The sequence below is a fragment of the Streptomyces sp. NPDC045678 genome (assembly GCF_056432085.1).
In genome coordinates, this window is sequence record NZ_JBWKJS010000003.1 from 533,472 (window position 1) to 549,241 (window position 15,770).

General features: G+C 71.4%; 21 protein-coding genes. 7 read left to right on the plus strand and 14 right to left on the minus strand.

Annotated elements, in window-relative coordinates; translation table 11 throughout:
* Nucleotides 1-19 precede the first annotated feature (19 nt).
* Nucleotides 20-397 carry a tyrosinase cofactor gene (locus AC07DO_RS13420; protein ID WP_479059312.1) on the plus strand — a complete coding sequence of 126 codons (378 nt, stop codon included), beginning with the start codon at nt 20-22 and terminating at the stop codon, nt 395-397.
* A 10-nt stretch (nt 398-407) separates the two neighbouring features.
* Nucleotides 408-1,280, plus strand: coding sequence for a tyrosinase family protein (locus tag AC07DO_RS13425; RefSeq protein ID WP_479059314.1), 873 nt, complete (start codon nt 408-410; stop codon nt 1,278-1,280).
* A 78-nt stretch (nt 1,281-1,358) separates the two neighbouring features.
* On the opposite strand, the gene AC07DO_RS13430 is transcribed toward AC07DO_RS13425, so the two are convergent.
* From AC07DO_RS13430 to AC07DO_RS13455, 6 genes are all read right to left on the minus strand, one after another.
* Nucleotides 1,359-1,670: a chaplin gene (locus AC07DO_RS13430; RefSeq protein WP_479059316.1), complete on the minus strand. Its 312-nt coding sequence runs from the start codon at nt 1,668-1,670 to the stop codon at nt 1,359-1,361.
* Between the two features lie 121 nt (nt 1,671-1,791).
* A complete protein-coding gene (locus AC07DO_RS13435; RefSeq protein WP_479059318.1) occupies nt 1,792-2,073 on the minus strand; it encodes a hypothetical protein in 282 nt (93 codons plus the stop codon).
* A gap of 148 nt (nt 2,074-2,221) precedes the next feature.
* A complete protein-coding gene (locus tag AC07DO_RS13440) occupies nt 2,222-2,980 on the minus strand; it encodes a hypothetical protein (RefSeq protein WP_479059320.1) in 759 nt (252 codons plus the stop codon).
* A gap of 136 nt (nt 2,981-3,116) precedes the next feature.
* Nucleotides 3,117-3,365 (minus strand): hypothetical protein, encoded by a 249-nt coding sequence (locus AC07DO_RS13445; RefSeq protein ID WP_479059321.1) that lies wholly within the window; start codon nt 3,363-3,365, stop codon nt 3,117-3,119.
* A gap of 297 nt (nt 3,366-3,662) precedes the next feature.
* On the minus strand, nt 3,663-4,121 hold the full coding sequence (locus AC07DO_RS13450) for a hypothetical protein (RefSeq protein ID WP_479059323.1): 459 nt from the start codon (nt 4,119-4,121) through the stop codon (nt 3,663-3,665).
* 165 nt (nt 4,122-4,286) lie between these two features.
* Nucleotides 4,287-4,544 (minus strand): hypothetical protein, encoded by a 258-nt coding sequence (locus AC07DO_RS13455; protein WP_479059324.1) that lies wholly within the window; start codon nt 4,542-4,544, stop codon nt 4,287-4,289.
* Nucleotides 4,545-4,859: 315 nt separating this feature from the next.
* Here AC07DO_RS13455 and AC07DO_RS13460 point away from each other — a divergent pair, with 315 nt between their 5' ends.
* Nucleotides 4,860-5,165 (plus strand): hypothetical protein, encoded by a 306-nt coding sequence (locus tag AC07DO_RS13460; RefSeq protein ID WP_479059326.1) that lies wholly within the window; start codon nt 4,860-4,862, stop codon nt 5,163-5,165.
* A 33-nt stretch (nt 5,166-5,198) separates the two neighbouring features.
* On the opposite strand, the gene AC07DO_RS13465 is transcribed toward AC07DO_RS13460, so the two are convergent.
* Both AC07DO_RS13465 and AC07DO_RS13470 read right to left on the minus strand, forming a co-directional pair.
* Nucleotides 5,199-5,876, minus strand: a complete 678-nt coding sequence (locus tag AC07DO_RS13465) for a M23 family metallopeptidase (protein WP_479059328.1) — start codon at nt 5,874-5,876, stop codon at nt 5,199-5,201.
* Nucleotides 5,877-5,956: 80 nt separating this feature from the next.
* The gene (locus tag AC07DO_RS13470; protein ID WP_479059329.1) at nt 5,957-6,379 is read right to left on the minus strand and encodes an STAS domain-containing protein; all 423 of its coding nucleotides are present in this window, start codon (nt 6,377-6,379) and stop codon (nt 5,957-5,959) included.
* Nucleotides 6,380-6,746: 367 nt separating this feature from the next.
* Here AC07DO_RS13470 and AC07DO_RS13475 point away from each other — a divergent pair, with 367 nt between their 5' ends.
* Complete coding sequence (locus tag AC07DO_RS13475) at nt 6,747-7,967, plus strand: FAD-dependent monooxygenase (protein ID WP_479059331.1); 1,221 nt, start codon at nt 6,747-6,749, stop codon at nt 7,965-7,967.
* A 136-nt stretch (nt 7,968-8,103) separates the two neighbouring features.
* On the opposite strand, the gene AC07DO_RS13480 is transcribed toward AC07DO_RS13475, so the two are convergent.
* Complete coding sequence (locus AC07DO_RS13480; RefSeq protein ID WP_479059333.1) at nt 8,104-8,355, minus strand: hypothetical protein; 252 nt, start codon at nt 8,353-8,355, stop codon at nt 8,104-8,106.
* 162 nt (nt 8,356-8,517) lie between these two features.
* On the opposite strand from AC07DO_RS13480, the gene gad reads away from it, so the two are divergent.
* A complete protein-coding gene (gene gad / locus AC07DO_RS13485) occupies nt 8,518-9,900 on the plus strand; it encodes a glutamate decarboxylase (RefSeq protein ID WP_479059334.1) in 1,383 nt (460 codons plus the stop codon).
* A 29-nt stretch (nt 9,901-9,929) separates the two neighbouring features.
* Here the strand turns inward: gad and AC07DO_RS13490 are convergent, their stop codons facing one another.
* The 3 genes from AC07DO_RS13490 to AC07DO_RS13500 form a co-directional block, all read right to left on the minus strand.
* Nucleotides 9,930-10,421 (minus strand): hypothetical protein, encoded by a 492-nt coding sequence (locus AC07DO_RS13490; protein WP_479059335.1) that lies wholly within the window; start codon nt 10,419-10,421, stop codon nt 9,930-9,932.
* A 99-nt stretch (nt 10,422-10,520) separates the two neighbouring features.
* The gene (locus tag AC07DO_RS13495) at nt 10,521-11,051 is read right to left on the minus strand and encodes a hypothetical protein (RefSeq protein WP_479059337.1); all 531 of its coding nucleotides are present in this window, start codon (nt 11,049-11,051) and stop codon (nt 10,521-10,523) included.
* 112 nt (nt 11,052-11,163) lie between these two features.
* Nucleotides 11,164-11,613: a DoxX family membrane protein gene (locus tag AC07DO_RS13500; protein WP_479059338.1), complete on the minus strand. Its 450-nt coding sequence runs from the start codon at nt 11,611-11,613 to the stop codon at nt 11,164-11,166.
* 196 nt (nt 11,614-11,809) lie between these two features.
* Between AC07DO_RS13500 and AC07DO_RS13505 the strand changes: the two genes are divergently transcribed.
* Together AC07DO_RS13505 and AC07DO_RS13510 are read left to right on the plus strand one after the other, a co-directional pair.
* On the plus strand, nt 11,810-13,033 hold the full coding sequence (locus tag AC07DO_RS13505; RefSeq protein ID WP_479059339.1) for an amidohydrolase family protein: 1,224 nt from the start codon (nt 11,810-11,812) through the stop codon (nt 13,031-13,033).
* 141 nt (nt 13,034-13,174) lie between these two features.
* Nucleotides 13,175-14,068: an FkbM family methyltransferase gene (locus AC07DO_RS13510; RefSeq protein ID WP_479059341.1), complete on the plus strand. Its 894-nt coding sequence runs from the start codon at nt 13,175-13,177 to the stop codon at nt 14,066-14,068.
* A 55-nt stretch (nt 14,069-14,123) separates the two neighbouring features.
* On the opposite strand, the gene AC07DO_RS13515 is transcribed toward AC07DO_RS13510, so the two are convergent.
* Both AC07DO_RS13515 and AC07DO_RS13520 read right to left on the minus strand, forming a co-directional pair.
* Nucleotides 14,124-14,885: a glycosyltransferase family 2 protein gene (locus tag AC07DO_RS13515; protein WP_479059343.1), complete on the minus strand. Its 762-nt coding sequence runs from the start codon at nt 14,883-14,885 to the stop codon at nt 14,124-14,126.
* A gap of 8 nt (nt 14,886-14,893) precedes the next feature.
* Nucleotides 14,894-15,682, minus strand: a complete 789-nt coding sequence (locus AC07DO_RS13520; RefSeq protein WP_479059344.1) for a GntR family transcriptional regulator — start codon at nt 15,680-15,682, stop codon at nt 14,894-14,896.
* Nucleotides 15,683-15,770 lie beyond the last annotated feature (88 nt).

Consider the following 15,770-nt stretch of genomic DNA (forward strand, 5'->3'; position numbering starts at 1 on the left):
CCGTCGACGAAAGGACGCCATGGGCACCCCGTTCCTCGACCGCATGACCCGCCGCCATCTCATCGGCACCGCGGCCACGGCGTGCCTGGCCGCCGCGGGCATCGCCCGCGCCGTACCGGACACACCCCCGCAGGAGCCGCCGGTTGACGCACCGTTCGACGAGACGTACCGGGGGCGGCGCATCCAGGGCGAACCCACGGCCCACCAGGGCGGCCACACCTCCGGAGGCTGGCGGATCACCGTCGACGGACGGCAGCTCGGCCTCATGCGCCGCGCGGACGGCAGCTACCTGAGCATGGTGGACCACTACCAGTCGTACGCGACTCCGCTCGCCGCCGCGCAAGGAGCCGTCGACGAACTCGGCCCCCTCCGCGCCCTCAGCGGCCGCGTCCACTGAGGGGACGGTCATGGCTCACACACGCAGGAACCAGAGCAGCCTCAGCCGGGCCGAGCGGCGCCGCTTCGTCGACGCGGTGCTGAAACTGAAGCGCCGGGGCGAGTACGACGAATTCGTCCGCATGCACATCGACTTCTACGTGTCGGACGGCGACGACCGGCTCCGCGTCGCCCACATGACCCCCTCGTTCTTCCCCTGGCACCGCCGCCTCCTCCTGGAGTTCGAGCGGGCCCTGCGGCGCATGGACCCCGGCGTCACCGTCCCCTACTGGGACTGGACGAAGGACCGCGGGCGCGGCGGAACGCTGTGGGGCGCCGACCTGATGGGCGGCAACGGACGCCGGGGCGACCGGCAGGTCACGACCGGTCCTTTCGCGTACCGCGGCGGGCACTGGACCATCAAGGAGGACATCACCGACGGGGAGTTCCTCACCCGCGACCTCGGCCGCCCCCAGGACCCCATCGACCTGCCCACGGCACGGGACGTGGCCCGGGCCATGGAAGACCCCCGCTACGACGTGCCGCCCTGGGACTCCACCGCACCCGGGGGCTTCCGCAACAAACTGGAGGGGTGGACGTCGGCGCGGGGCGCGGAACGCTGGCGCAACCACAACCGCGTCCACCGCTGGGTCGGCGGACACATGCTGGGCGGCGCCTCCGTGAACGACCCGGTCTTCTGGCTCAACCACGCCTTCGTGGACCTGTTGTGGGACCGGTGGCAGCGCCGCCACCCCCGCTCCGCGCGCTACCTCCCGGAGCAGCCGCCCGGACCCGGCGAGCCCCAGTACCGGCGCATCGTGGCCCGTCACGAGCCGATGCCGCCGTGGGACGTCCGACCGGACGAACTCCTCGACCACAAGGGCCTCTACGCGTACGGGGATTAGCGCGCGCCCCGGGGGAGGCGCCCGGAACACGGCGAAGCCCCCGGTGGAACGTGCACCGGGGGCTTCGTCAGGGTCGGGTCAGCTGCCGTACCCGGCGCCGCCGCCGTGGTGGCCGCCGTGGTGGCCGCCGTGGTGGCCGTTGTGGTCGCCGCCCGGGTTGGCGCACTTGTTGCCGAAGGTGGGGTTCAGCAGGCCGATGACGTCGACGGTGTTGCCGCACAGGTTCACCGGCACGTTAATCGGGGCCTGGATCAGGTTGCCCGAGACGACGCCCGGGGAACCGACCGCAGCGCCCTGCGCTCCGGCGTCCGCCATGGCCATGCCGGCACCGCCGAGGACGACGGCTCCGGTGCCGAGGGTGACAGCGGCTGCCTTAGCGATGCGTGACATCACGTTCTCCTTTGACTTTGACAGAGCGGCTGCCTACACACAGCCGCGTATTTTCTAACGCCGTGCGTCAAGGCGAGGTCACGGCGTAACACGTACCGAATGCCGTGCGGGAGATCCGATTTCAGGAGTGCGAAGAGATATCGGTGAAAGAGATTCCCTCCGGTGAGAAACGGATCTCCTTCTTGACGAAGTAGGCGGTGCCGTCCGCGCGGAACCCGGAAGAGGTCACGGTGTGCCGCATCGAGTCCTTGCCGAACGAGAAGGACTCCCCCGCCCAGGCGGGCGAGGGAGCCTCGGAGTTCCAGTCGGGAGGATTCGGCGCGGCCTGCGCCGTCGGCGCTCCCGCCACCGTCAGCACGGCGGCCGCCGCCACTGCGGACATGAGGAGATGACGTGCTTTCACGAGGCTTCCCTTCCCTGGGTCCTGCCGCGAGGAGTGCGAACGTGTCTCACTTTGCGCGCAGAGAACGCGGGCGTGGGAAGTGCCCCGGCCGTGCCGGGGTGAGTAATGCGGTCATCCAACCCGATCAGCTCAAAGTATGTGGTCCTTCTCAGTCCCACACGGTGGTGTCGGTGAATTTGCCATGCGTCGAGGAACCGTTCGCCGGGGCGGTCGGGAGCTCCGGGGCCGTGGGCGCCGCCGGCGGAGTGGGGTCGTCCTTGGCGGAGGTGCGGGCGTTTGGCGCCTTGGCCGCGGGGGCCGTGGCGGCCGCTGCGGGGGTGGTGGCCGGTGCCGGGACGGCCGCCGGGGTCGTCGCGGCGTCCTGCCGGGGCGCGGTGGCCGCCGGGAGCAGCGGGTCGGCGGGCAGCGCGGCCTCGTCCGTGGAGCCGATGCTGGTGGTCGAGGTGCTCGGGGCGAACAGCTCGTTGCCCGCGAAGGCGGCCTTCACCGAGCGCGCGGAACCCGGGCTGACGGAGACCGAGCAGCTGAAGGTGCCGCGGTCGGTGGTGCGGGCGTGACAGCGCGCGGGCGTGCCTGCGGTCGCGTCGGTGACCTGGACGGTCAGCGGGATCCTGGCCAGCGGGAAGGTGAGCGTGGAGCCCTCGACGAGCCGCCCCGTGACCTTCACGCGCGCCGACGCTCCCGAGCTGATCACCTCGGCGGAGAGCTCGGTGATGGCGGAGGCGGTGCGGGTGCTGTCGGTCCGCGTGGAGACGGGGGGAGCGGAGACGGACGGTGCGGTGGCGTCGGGCGCGGCGGCGGGCTGCGCCCCGTGGCCGGTCAGGGCGGTGGCCGTCGTGGCGGTCCCGGCGGCGAGGCAGGCGACGGCCAGGGCCATGGTGCTCAGCATGGTGCGGGGGGCGGGCATCGGAACTCCGTTTCGGGCGGGTGCTGCTGGGTGCGTGGGGGGAGAGGTGCGGGTGCGGGGAGTGGGCCGCACCGGCAGGCCCCGAGGAATGGCTCCTCGGGGCCTGCTGCCCTACGGCTCCAGTGGAGCCGCCGGGTCAGGAATGCGAACCGGTCGCGTTACCCGTCGCACCGATGGAGTTGGCCGCCTTCGAGATCTTCACGAAGTAGGCCTTTCCGTCCTTGAAGCCGCTCAGGGTGTGGGACGACGAACCGCCGTAGATGGTCGCCGAGTTGTCCGACTTCCCGTAGCCCGGGCCGCTGTCGGCGGACGCGACGGTGGCACCACCGAGGACGACCGGGACGACAACGGTTCCAACGGCGATCGCCTTGGCAAGCTTGCGCATGTGACGCATTCCCTTCGATTGGCGCGAGCATCGGAGTGGCCGAGACCCCGAGGACGGGGGTTCAGGACGTTCCCTGACGGCCACGGTCAGGGCCCGCTCGCTCTGCCCTGCCGACACCACCGTGAGCACGTCCGCGCGGATATGCCTGCCGAGAATTCCGGGCGGCCGCGGCACGATCATCGGATTGCCTCCGCCACGCTGCGCTGACCTGCGATGACGAGGCGTCACCACCGTGTCCGGGGGATTTTTCCCGCGTGCACTAAAGGGGTGACGAGAGGTGGGTGATGCCCCGTCTGATCAGCGTGCCGTCGTGGTCGCGCCGGCCGACACCGCGGGCACGAACATCCCGAGCGAGCCCATGCCCAACGAGGCGGAGACCACGCACTCGTGGCCCCGGGCGAGGGGCGGCCCCGCCGCGCGCGACGCTCGCACCCGTGCCACCCGTGACGTGCCGTCACAGACGGCCGGAGCGGTGCCCGTGAAGACTCCGCCTCCCTGCGTGTCGGAGACGCCCACCTGCACCGAGTCCAGACCGGTCAGGGCGTCGCAGCGGTAGCGGACCTGTACGGACGGCTCGGCGGACGCGACCGTGAGCCGCACCACCGAGACGCTGTCGGCGGCCTGCGCGGGCGTCACGCCGCCCAGCGCGACCGCCGACGGCAGCGCACACAGCACCGCGGCCCGCAGCGCGGCCCGCGCGGCCCGTCGACCTCTCCGAAGGGTTCTCTTCGCTCGCACCGTTTCCATCGCTCTCATCGACTCTCGTCACTCCTGCTCGTGTTCGCCGGAACGGAGCCCGGCCGGGGGGCCGGTCGCGGGACCGGCGGGAAAGGCAGGACGGCGTGTGCCGCCGTGGGCGGCACACGCCGTCTCGTGTTGCCACGCAGACTCAGCACATGGGCCGGGGGCCCCGCACCTGTGTCAGGAGTGCGAACCGGTGCCGCTGCCCCAGGCGCCGTTCGGACCCGCGGTGCGGCTGACCTTGTAGAAGTAGGCCTTGCCGTTCTTGAAGCCGCTGACGACCTTGGTGCACGAACCGCCGTTCACGCCGGCCGAGTGCGTGGACTTCTCGTAGGCCGGGCCTTCGTCGTGCGGGGCCGCGGAGGCGAGGCCCGCACCGCCCAGTACGAGGGGAGCGGAGAGGGCGACGACCGCCGCGGCCTTGGCGAAGCTGCGCATCAGACTTTCCTTTCGAGGAACGGGTGCACGACAGACACGGGCGTGCCGCGCGCAGACTCAAGCTGGACCGGATCGGCGGCGTCCGCGCGCGGTCAGTGGATCCGTGCTAGGTCCGCACGTGTGAACGACAACGGATGTGTACGGCTGTGACCTGCGGCGACGCGGGCGGCAACGTGCTGTGCGACAAGTAGTCCGGCCGGGTGGTGGCCGGCTGCGGCAGGGCGTACCCCGCGTACCCGGAACGGCGGATGAGCTTCCCGAGTGAGGACGGCGCCGAACCCGTGACCTTCGCGCGGTCCGACAAGTTTTGAAAACATGACATCAGCACGACGACTCATCGCCGCCGTCTCGCTGGCCGCCGGAGCGGCGGCCCTGGCCGCGCCGGCCGCTCAGGCGTCCGCCCCTGTCCCTTCCCCCGACGCGGGCATGCTCTCGGTGACCAGCACCGTCGACGACCTCGCGACGTCCGGCATGCCCGAGGAGCAGCGCGCCCAGATGCCGAGGCTCGAGAACCAGCTCGCCGGCCTCAACCGGCTGAACGATCTGAACCAGCTGGAACAGCTGCACCAGGTCACGGACCTGGTGGCCCCCGTCACGAACCTGCTGCCCGCCGTTCAGTGACGTCGTCCGTCACCGGCGCGGCCACCGTCTCCGTCACAGGAGCCGCACTCCGCGTCTGGCCAGGTAACTCACCGGATTGATGTCCGATCCGTAGTCGCGGCGGGCCCGCACCTCCAGATGGAGGTGCGGGCCCGTGGCACGTCCGGTGGCGCCGCTCCTGCCGAGGAAGGTCCCGGCGTCGATCCGCGTGCCCTCGCGGACCGCGATGCTCGACAGGTGCGCCACGAGGGCGTAGTGCCCGTCCGCCATCCGTACCGTCACGGCGTTGCCGTACGCACCCGACCACCGTGCCACGAGCACGACGCCCGAGCCCACGGCGTAGACCGGCGTCCCCTGCGGAACGGCCAGGTCGATGCCGGTGTGGTGCCCGGCCAGCCAGTCGCCGCGGATTCCATAGGGCGCGGTGACCCTGAAGCCGCGGCGCAGCGGCAGCGCGTACTGCTGCGGAGGCCCTTCCGGGATGCCCCGCATCTCCTCCGCGCCGAGGAGGTCGTCCGCCGCCGCCAGGGATGCCTCGAACTCGGCGTCGTATCCGCCGGTACAGACATGTTCCGAGGTGTCCGGCGCGTCCGGCGGCGCATCCTCCGAACGGGCCGCCGCGCGCGACGCCGCCAGCGGTACCGTCCCGCCGACCAGCAGCGCCACGGCGGCTCCCAGAGCACGACGCCGGGTGGTGGCCGCTCCTGCCGGGCTCGCTATGTCGTGTTCCATGCCGTCAGCTCACTGGTGCCGGGCCCTGATCGCATCTCGGGGTGAGCCGCCTGGCGTACGTCGCGCGCGGCTCCGCGCAGCTAGGCGGGCGGGGACACGCCTTCGTCCGAACTCCGGTCCGCGGGCGGCGGCCAGTGCGGACGGGCGTGCTCCGGCAGGGTCCGCAGGGCCTGGCCGACCGAGTTGTGTGCAGAGAACAGGGCCGTGCTGCCGCTGTGTTCGAGCAGCGCGGCGAGGCGGCGGCCCACGCCCGCGAGCATCAGGGCGCCGGCCCTGCGCCGCAGGAGCCAGTGCAGGGCGAGCAGGCAGTTCAGACCGCGCGAGTCGCAGAACGTCAGGGCGGTCACATCGAGGATGATGTGGCGCCGGCCCGCGTCGACCGCGACGGCAAGCGTGTCCATGAAGAACTTCTCGGACGCCCGGTCGAGTTCGCCGCTGAGCCGCAGCACGGCGCAGACGTCGGAGTGCGCGAGGCCCGCGACTGACAGACGGTGCGGCGACATACCCCTCACACCTCCGGGGGCCGACAGCGAGTGCGGGACCGACGACAAGTCCGGACCGGCTCGGACGATCTGCTCTCTGCGGGTATACAGGATCGGCAGGGAGACGTCAGCCCACCGGGGACAAGTCACGGCCGCCACCCGTACCCGTCCGGCCACCGGGCCGCCTCGGGTGACTCAGTCCCGTCCGGTGGACTCGGCCCGGTCCTGTCTCCAGTCCTATCTGACGAACAATGCGCCGCCCGTGCGGCACACGTGTGCGCCTGTCGTCAGGAAAGACGTTTCACCCGTCCGTCCCGCAGCGTGGCTCACCCCGCACGTACCGCCGCCCCTTACGTTGAGGCTCCTCCCGAAGACAACAGGAGCGCGCGTGAAGATCGATTGCGTCGGTGGCGGGCCCGCCTCCCTGTATTTCGCCATCCTCGCCAAACTCCGGGAACCGGCTCACGAGGTCACGGTCCACGAACGGCACGCGGCCGGAACCAGCTACGGCTGGGGCGTGACGTACTGGCCCGACCTCCTGACCGACCTGCACGCCCACGACCCCGAGTCCGCCCGCCTCATCGAGGAGCAGTCCGTGTGCTGGCGGGGCGGGTTCGCGTACATCGGCGACCGCACCACCGCGCACGACGGCGACCCAGGACACGCGATCGGCCGCCACCGGCTGCGGACGATCCTCGCCGACCGGGCCCGTTCGCTGGGCGTGCGCCTGGAGTTCGGCAGGGAGATCGGCGGGCGCGCGGACCTGCCGGGCGCGGACCTCGTCGTCGCGGGCGACGGGGCGCACAGCAGGCTCCGCACGGAACGGGCGGCGGAGTTCGGCACCCGCGTGACCTCCGGCGCCAACCGCTTCATCTGGCTCGGCACCACCCGGGCCTTCACGGCGTTCACCTTCGCCTTCGTCGAGACCGGCCACGGCTGGATCTGGTGCTACGCGTACGGGTTCAGCGAGGAGCACAGCACCTGCGTCGTGGAGTGCTCCGCCACGACCTGGTCGGCCCTCGGCTTCGACCGCCTCGGCCACGCGGAGGCCCTGCGCCTGCTGGAGAAGCTCTTCGCCGACCTGCTCGACGGCCACGAGCTCCTCGGCCGCAAGGACATCGAGAGCCACGCCCAGTGGCAGGCCTTCCCGACCGTGACGAACACGGCCTGGTCGCACGGCGACATCGCGCTCATCGGCGACGCCGCCCACACCACGCACTACTCCATCGGGGCCGGCACGACCCTCGCGCTCCGCGACGCGATGAGCCTGGCCCGCGCGGTGGGCTCCGTCGCCGGTCCGCGGGAGCTCCCCGCCGCACTCGCCACGTACGAACAGGAACGCAAGCAGGCCCTGCTTTCGGTGCAGAGCGCCGCGCGGCACAGCGCCCAGTGGTACGAGAACCTGCCGCGCTACACGGGCCTGGAACCGCACCAGATGTTCGCGCTGCTAGGCCAGCGCCACTCGCCCCTGCTGCCCTACGTGCCGCCGCAGCTGTACTTCCACGTCGACCGGGCCCTCGGCCGCCTCCAGGCCCTGCGCTGGCTCAAGCAGCGCCTCGGCCCCCGCCTCGCCCGCACTCTGCAGAGCCGCCGCACCCCGGGGCCCTAGACGGGGTGCCGGTCGCGGGCCGGGTGGGCGTACGGAAAAGCACCGGCGCCGACGGTGTCACGTCCGTCGGCGCCGGTGCTCCGTACCGCTGCGGGTCTGTACCGCCGCGGGTCCGTACCGCTGGTGATGCTCCGTACTAGCTGTTGGCGGCCTTCGCGCCGGTCTGCACGGCCTGCATGCCGGTCTCGATCACCGTCAGGCCCGTCTTGCCCGCGTCCAGCACGTCCCGGCCCGTCCCTGCCGGGTCCATCAGGGTCTCGCCGACGACACGGCCCACATTGCGGGCGCCGTCGCCGGAGGTGGCGGCCTGGGCGGGGGCGGCAGCGGCGACGGAGGCGGCGGCCGCCGTCAGGGTCAGGGCGGTGAGCATGCGCTTCGAGGTGTTCATGGTCTCTCAAACGGGACAGAGCGCAGGAAAGGTGCGCCCGACATCATTAGTAACCCGGGCAATTCCACCTTCCGAGCGACCCGCGCCTTTACCCGCACCTTCCGCGCGGTCTGTGAGGGTGGGAGCCGTTCACGTCTGTTCCGAGGTGAGAGGAGCGTCATCGTGGGACTGCACCAGGTGTCCACCGGGACCCGTCAGACGTACGACGACATCTACAGCACACCGATCAGCGCGCGGAACCTGGCCGCCCACCGCATCCCCGAGCACAGCTCGGACCCCCGCGCGGTGGCGGCGATGGTCGAGGACGAGCTGGCGCTCGACGGCAACTCGTCGCAGAACCTGGCCACGTTCTGCACGACGTGGGCGGAGCCCGAGGTGCACCGCCTGATGGACGTCTGCATGGACAAGAACATGGTCGACAAGGACGAGTACCCGCAGACCGCGGAGATCGAGTCCCGCTGCGTCCACATGCTCGCCGACCTGTGGAACTCGCCCGAGGGCGAGCCCACGATGGGCTGCTCCACCACCGGCTCCAGCGAGGCGGCCATGCTCGGCGGCCTCGCCCTGAAGTGGCAGTGGCGCGAGGCGCGCAGGGCGGCGGGCAAGCCGGCGGACCGGCCCAACCTCGTCTGCGGCCCGGTGCAGGTGTGCTGGGAGAAGTTCGCCCGCTATTTCGACGTGGAGCTGCGCCAGGTCCCGCTGGAGCCGGGCGCGACGGGCCTGCGGCCGCACCAGCTCCGCGAGTACGTCGACGAGAACACCATCGGTGTCGTCGCGATCCTCGGCGTCACCTTCACCTGCGACTACGAACCCGTCGCCGAGATCGCCGCCGAGCTCGACGCGATCCAGGCGGACACCGGCCTCGACGTGCCGATCCACGTGGACGCGGCGAGCGGCGGCTTCGTCGCGCCCTTCCTCCAGCCCGACCTGGTCTGGGACTTCCGCGTGGACCGGGTCGTCTCCATCAACTCCTCGGGCCACAAGTACGGGATGGCGCCGCTCGGCGTCGGCTGGATCGTCTGGCGCACGGCGGCCCACCTCCCCGAGGGCCTGGTCTTCCACGTCGACTACCTCGGCGGCGACATGCCCACCTTCGCCCTCAACTTCTCCCGCCCCGGCGGCGAGATCGTCGCGCAGTACTACACGCTGCTGCGGCTCGGCCGCGAGGGCTACCGCAAGGTGTACGAGGCGTGCGCGGCGAGTGCGCGGGCGCTGGCCGACGAGGTCGCGGCCATGGGCCCCTTCACGCTCCTCTACGACGGCCGCGGCGCCCTGCCCGCCGTCTCCTGGACCCTCACCGACGGCGCGGCGTCCCCGGGGTTCACGCTCTACGACCTGACGGAGCAGTTGCGCACCCGAGGCTGGCAGGTCCCGGCGTACCCGCTGCCGCCCGAGCGGCAGGAGACCGTGATCCAGCGGGTCCTGGTCAGGCACGGCATCGGACACGACAAGCTCATGCTGCTCGCCAAGGACCTGCGGGCGGCCGTGGTCCGGCTGTCCGGCGGGTCGACGGGGGCTCCGGAGTCACCGGCGTTCCACCACTGATCCGTCCGCCGCCGCGCGCCGCCCGTACGTCAGAAGTGCATCATCGACAGCAGCTCGGGACTGCGCATGCCGGCCGACATCTCGGGGAGCCGCTGCCCAGGCCGCATCCAGCCCGCGCGCCCGGCGGCCGCGACGGCCGCCGTCTCGGCCTCGTCCGCCGCGGTGTTCAGGGCCTCGTCCACACCGAGGCCCTCCCGGCCCGCGGCGGCCGCCGCGGCCCGCGACGCCGCGAGCGCGGCACGGCAGGCGGCGACGGCGAGTTCGCTCTCGCCGTCGTGCAGCTGTCCCATCTGCGCGGTCTGGGCCGCGGCCGCCGCCGCGTTGCGTGCGCAGCGCGAGTCCGCCGCCGGATCCGCGGCGGACTCGGAGAGCACGGCGAGGGCCTGGAGCGCCACGCGGGCGGCGTGCGCGGCCTTCCGGACGACGTGCTCCGGCGCCTCGTGCCGCTCGACGTGATGGCAGACCGAGGCGGCGCGGAGAGCCGCGCTCCTGGCACGTGCGGCGTGGCTGCGTTCCGTCATGGCCGTCTCCCTCTCCGCGGGCGGATCGTGCCGGATGTGCGGCAGGGTGCCAGCCCGGGCTTCAACTGGCCAGACGTACGGCGGCAGTACGGGGAAACGTCAGGTGCGTTCCACGGGCGGGAGCAGCAGGTCCCTCTCGGGGTGTTTCTCGCCCACGACGCTTCCCTGGATTCCGAGGTCGCGCCGTGCCGCCTCGTGGAAGTCGTTGATGGCCCGGAACGCGGCGCGGTTCCGGTCGCGCCACTCCGCGAGGTTCCCGGTGATCAGTCCCGTGGCCTGCCAGTCGACCTCGGCGATCAGGGCGTTGAGCTCGTGCCCCGCCTCGATGGCGTCGTCGCCGCCCAGCAGCATGACCCGTTCGAAGGCGCTGCCCCAGATCCGGTCCGCGTCGGCGAGGTCGGCGCGGAGTTCCTCCTCCGAGCGGTCGGCGTAGCGCGCGTGCTCGCGGAACTCGTAGAGCCGGACGGCCAGGGCGATCCTCGCCTTCGCCGCGTCGACGTAGGCGCCGTACGCCTCCACCTTCTTGTCGTCCCAGCGGGTCTGGAGCTGGTGACGGTTGCGGGAGCGCTCCATCAGGTAGTTGGTCGCGTGCGTCGACAGCGCGCCGAGCAGGACGGCCCCCACGGTCACGAGTTGCTCTCCCGTACCCAACCCGCCCCCAGCCACGTCCTCTTGAGATGACCGGACGATCTTACGAGAGCGGGCCGGGGTCGCGCCCGTGGTCGCCCGTAGTCGCCCGTGGTCAGAGGAACATCCCCAGCGCGTCGTCCAGCGACCACGCCTGCCAGCTCATCGTGAAGAAGGCGACGAACGACGCCAGCGCCATCATGAGGTTCTGTCCCTGCTCGGCCCAGTCGTGGATCATCAGGATGAGATAGACGAGGTTGAGGACGAACCCGCAGATCAGGGCGATCGGCGTGAGGAATCCGACGATGAGGCCGAGGCCCAGGGCCAGTTCCGCGTAGGCGACGACGTACGCCATGACGCGCGGCCGCGGCTTCACCACCACGTTGAAGCCCTCGCGCACCGCGGACCACCGGTGCTTCTCGGCGATGCCCGCGGCCCACCCGATGCCGCCGCCGCCGAACCACTCCTTCTTGTCCTTGTGGCGCCAGCTCTCCAGCCACCACAGGCCGATCCCGATCCGGAGTACGGCCACCCACTCGGCTCCGCCGAGCCAGATCGTCTGCATTGCGCGGCCTCCCAAGGCAACCTGACGGGGCGTCAGTTCAGCGGATCGGGCCGCAAGACGCAAGGGGTCGAGTTGGGGGCGGACGCTTGCCGACGGCGGGGGGAGGCCATAACCTCGGTCGGAAGGCAAATCTGATGGAGCGTCAGATTCGGGTCGTGGAAACCGGCAGGCAGCGGCAGCAGTAGGGGGCACAGCAGTGGTCAGCAGCGAGGACGGCAGCAAGGAACTCCCCCGGGTCATCAGCGTGGACGACCACGTGATCGAGCCCGCGCACCTCTTCGAGACGTGGCTCCCGGCCAAGTACCGCGACCGGGGACCGAAACCCTTCACCGCGGGCATCGGCGAGCTGGAGTACGTAGGCGGCAAGTACAAGTTCACGACGGACCCGGCCGGACAGATCACCGACTGGTGGGAGTACGAGGGCAGCATCTTCCCGTACAAGCGCATCATCGCCGCCGTCGGATTCTCGCGCGACGAGATGACACTGGACGGCATCACCCGCGAGCAGATGCGCAAGGGCTGCTGGGACCCCAAGGCCCGCCTGGCGGACATGGACCTCAACCACGTCGAGGCGTCCCTCTGCTTCCCGACCTTCCCCCGCTTCTGCGGCCAGACGTTCTCCGAGGCCAAGGACAAGGAGGTCGGCCTCGCCTGCGTCCGCGCCTACAACGACTGGATGGTCGAGGAGTGGTGCGGCGACAGCGGCGGCCGGCTGATCCCGCTCTGCCTGATCCCGCTCTGGGACGTGGACCTCGCCGTCGCCGAGATCAAACGCAACGCCGCACGCGGGGTGCGGGCCGTCACCTTCAGCGAGATCCCGACGTACCTGGGCCTGCCGTCGATCCACTGCGGGTACTGGGACCCGTTCTTCGCGGCCTGCGAGGAGACCGGGACCGTCGTGAACATGCACATCGGCTCGTCGTCGCAGATGCCGGCCGCCTCCCCGGACGCGCCGCCCGCGGTCCAGGCCTCGCTCTCCTTCAACAACGCGATGGCGTCGATGATGGACTTCCTCTTCAGCGGCGTCCTGGTGAAGTTCCCCCGGCTCAAACTCGCGTACAGCGAGGGTCAGATGGGCTGGATCCCGTACGCCCTGGAACGCGCCGACGACGTGTGGGAGGAGCACCGGGCCTGGGGCGGTGTGAAGGACCTGATCCCGAAACCCCCGTCGACGTACTACTACCGGCAGATCTTCTGCTGCTTCTTCCGCGACAAGCACGGCATCGAGGCGATCGAGACCGTCGGCGTCGACAACGCCACCTTCGAGACCGACTACCCGCACGTCGACTCCACGTGGCCGCACACCAAGGAGGTCGCCGCCGAGCACGTCGGCCACCTCCCGGAGGAGATCGCGTACAAGCTGCTGCGCGGCAACGCGATCCGCATGCTGGACCTGCCGTTCGACCGGGCCGGGAGGTAGCGGGCGGGGGAGGGGCGGATACGGTTCATTCGACCGCGACAGCGACCGCCGCGAAGGCGCGCGCGACGGAGAGGCGATCGAATGAGCACCCCCCTTTCGGAGCTTTCGCAGCTTTCAAGGCTTTCGAGGCTTTCGGAGACGATGGTCACGCTCGGGCGGCGGTACGTGCGTGACGCCCCCGGCACCGCCGGCAAGGCGGCGCTGGCCGCCCGGTTCCTGAACCCACGCCTCCGGGAGAACCCGCGCCGCCGCGTCGTCGCCGACCGGTACGGCAACCGGTTCGCCGTCGACACCCAGGACCTCATCCAGCGCTACGTGTACCTGTTCGGCGCCTGGGAGCCGCACATGACGCGGTGGCTGCGCGGGCGCCTCGGGCCCGGGGACGTCTTCGTCGACGTCGGCGCGAACGTGGGCTACTTCGCCGTCCTGGGGGCGGGGCTCGTGGGCCCGGAGGGGCGGGTCGTGGCGGTCGAGGCCTCACCCGCGTTCCACGAGCGCGTGCTGCTGCACGCCGAGCTGAACGCCCGCCCCAACATCCGCGCGGTCAACGCCGCGGTGTCCGACGCGCACAAGCGGCTCACGTTCATCCTCGCCAGCTCGAACAACATGGGCGCGAACAGCATCGTCCCGTACGACGGGCCCGCCGAGTCCACCTTCGAGTCGGACGCCGTACCGCTGCCCGAGCTCCTGGCACCCGACGAGCTCGCCCGGGCGCGCGTGATCAAGATCGACGTGGAGGGGGCGGAGGGTGGCGTCGTCCGGGGACTCGCGCCCGCGCTGGGCGGTCTCCGCGAGGACGTGGAGATCGCCGTGGAGGTGACGCCGGACCGCATGGAGCAACTCGGCGACTCCGTGGACGAGCTGATGAAGACGATGAGCGACGCGGGCTTTCACGCGTACCGGCTGACCAACGAGTACGCCCCCGACACCTACCCGGCCGCGATCCGCCGCCCCGCGCCCCCGGTGCGGTGGCGGGAGCCGATCACCGGCGAGACGGAGCTGGTCTTCTCACGGGTCGACGCGGAGACGCTCTGAGGGTGGGTGGTATGCGGGGCAGGGCGGTGTGCGGGGCGGGCGGTGTGCGGCGAGGTCAGTCCGCTGTCGGCGGGAAGCGCCACTCGAACGCCGAGAGCGCCCTGGCCCGCTCCGCCACCACCGCCATGCGCGCGTTCCGCTCCGCCGTGTCGGTGTGCGCGCTCTGGCCCGTCACCTGGCCCTCCCACTTGCGGTAGAGGAGTCCCACCTCGGACGAGAACCAGCCGCGCGCGACGGAGTTGAGCGCGAGCAGCAGACCCGTGTCCTCCGAGGCGGGCAGCGCCATCCAGCCGCCCAGGGCGACCAGCAGTTCGCGGCGGACGAAGAGCGTCGCGGGGTGGACCGGCGCACGGTAGTCGTGCCCCGACCAGTGGTCGACGACCGTCATGCGCTCGACGGGCCCGTGCTCAGGGTCGCCGGGGAAGCCGACCGTGGAGCCGTCGGGCAGCAGGTCGAGCACCCGTGACGTGGCCCAGCCGAGCGCCGGGTCCCCTTCGAGCGCCGCGAGATCGCGGGCCAGCGCGCCGGGGGCGAGCTGGTCGTCGGCGTCCAGGACCTTCACGTACTCCCCGTCGGCGTGCGCGAGCGCCATGGTGCGGGCGACACCGGGGCCGCCGGGCCGCCCCTGCCGGAACGTGACGCGCTCGTCGTCCGGGACGTGCGGCGCGACCCGGTCGGTGGTGCCGTCCTCCTGGACGATCCAGTGCCACTCCCAGCCCTCGGGGAGCTCCTGCGCGAGCAGCGACGCGTACGCGTCGGACAGGAACGGGGCCGACGGCGCGTGAACGGCGGTGACGATGATGATGCGCCGGCGCACGGCAGCACTCACCACCTTTCCAGGGGAGTGGTGAAGACGGCTTCCGTACGGTCGCCGGGCAGGATGACGTGGGCGACCTCGACGACGCGGCCCTCCGTGTCGTACGACGTCTTGCGGAGCAGCAGCACGGACGTGCCGGGCGGCAGCTCCAGTTCGGTGGCCTCCTCCGGCGTGGGCGGCCGGGCGGTGAGGCGCTCCTCGACGCGGTCGAGCTCGATGCCGACGGTGGCCAGCTGGTTCTGCGTGCCGCCGGGCCACGGCTCCTTGGTGTCGTCCAGGAGGTCCGGGTTCCCGGCGATCCGGTCGCGGACCAGATAGGAGGTCGCCAGATTGAAGGGGGCGTCCTCGCCGGCGTACCGCGTCCGGTAGGAGCGCTCGATCAGGGGCGTCCCCTCCGGAACGGCGAAGGCGGACGCGAGAGGCTCGTCCGCGCGGACCTCGCGGTACTCCGCGTGGAAGACGAGGTCCTGGAGTTCGAGTCCGGTGTCGTGCTCGGTGGCGCTGGTGCGCGCCCTGCGCTGTTCCGGCTGGTGCACGCGGTTCTTCTCCCACTGGTGGCGGGAGTTGTCGCGGACGACGCCGGCGCGGGGCCTGCGGACGAAGTTGCCGCGCCCGTGCTCCTTCTCGATGAGCCCTTCCTCCCGCAGGAGGCGGAGCGCGTCGCGGAGCGTCGGGACGCTGCGCCGGTACTGCTCGGCGAGCTTCGTCTCGGCGGGCAGCCGCTCTCCCGGCCGCAGCAGGCCCGCGCGGATGGAGCGGCGGATGTCATCCGCTATCTGCTCGTATGCCTTCGGCATCGCGCTCACCGTCCGTCGTCGGGGGACCGGCCCACACCCTACGACTCCTAAAGAGGAGTTGACGACTTCGACGGAAAGTTTCCCTACG

Coding starts and splice junctions, on each gene's coding strand:
- AC07DO_RS13420 (WP_479059312.1), top strand. CDS start 20: ATGGGCACCCCGTTCCTCGACCGCATGACCCGCCGCCATCTCATCGGC.
- AC07DO_RS13425 (WP_479059314.1), top strand. CDS start 408: ATGGCTCACACACGCAGGAACCAGAGCAGCCTCAGCCGGGCCGAGCGG.
- AC07DO_RS13430 (WP_479059316.1), bottom strand. CDS start 1,670: ATGTCACGCATCGCTAAGGCAGCCGCTGTCACCCTCGGCACCGGAGCC.
- AC07DO_RS13440 (WP_479059320.1), bottom strand. CDS start 2,980: ATGCCCGCCCCCCGCACCATGCTGAGCACCATGGCCCTGGCCGTCGCC.
- AC07DO_RS13445 (WP_479059321.1), bottom strand. CDS start 3,365: ATGCGCAAGCTTGCCAAGGCGATCGCCGTTGGAACCGTTGTCGTCCCG.
- AC07DO_RS13450 (WP_479059323.1), bottom strand. CDS start 4,121: ATGAGAGCGATGGAAACGGTGCGAGCGAAGAGAACCCTTCGGAGAGGT.
- AC07DO_RS13455 (WP_479059324.1), bottom strand. CDS start 4,544: ATGCGCAGCTTCGCCAAGGCCGCGGCGGTCGTCGCCCTCTCCGCTCCC.
- AC07DO_RS13460 (WP_479059326.1), top strand. CDS start 4,860: ATGACATCAGCACGACGACTCATCGCCGCCGTCTCGCTGGCCGCCGGA.
- AC07DO_RS13465 (WP_479059328.1), bottom strand. CDS start 5,876: ATGGAACACGACATAGCGAGCCCGGCAGGAGCGGCCACCACCCGGCGT.
- AC07DO_RS13470 (WP_479059329.1), bottom strand. CDS start 6,379: ATGTCGCCGCACCGTCTGTCAGTCGCGGGCCTCGCGCACTCCGACGTC.
- AC07DO_RS13480 (WP_479059333.1), bottom strand. CDS start 8,355: ATGAACACCTCGAAGCGCATGCTCACCGCCCTGACCCTGACGGCGGCC.
- AC07DO_RS13490 (WP_479059335.1), bottom strand. CDS start 10,421: ATGACGGAACGCAGCCACGCCGCACGTGCCAGGAGCGCGGCTCTCCGC.
- AC07DO_RS13500 (WP_479059338.1), bottom strand. CDS start 11,613: ATGCAGACGATCTGGCTCGGCGGAGCCGAGTGGGTGGCCGTACTCCGG.
- AC07DO_RS13510 (WP_479059341.1), top strand. CDS start 13,175: ATGGTCACGCTCGGGCGGCGGTACGTGCGTGACGCCCCCGGCACCGCC.
- AC07DO_RS13520 (WP_479059344.1), bottom strand. CDS start 15,682: ATGCCGAAGGCATACGAGCAGATAGCGGATGACATCCGCCGCTCCATC.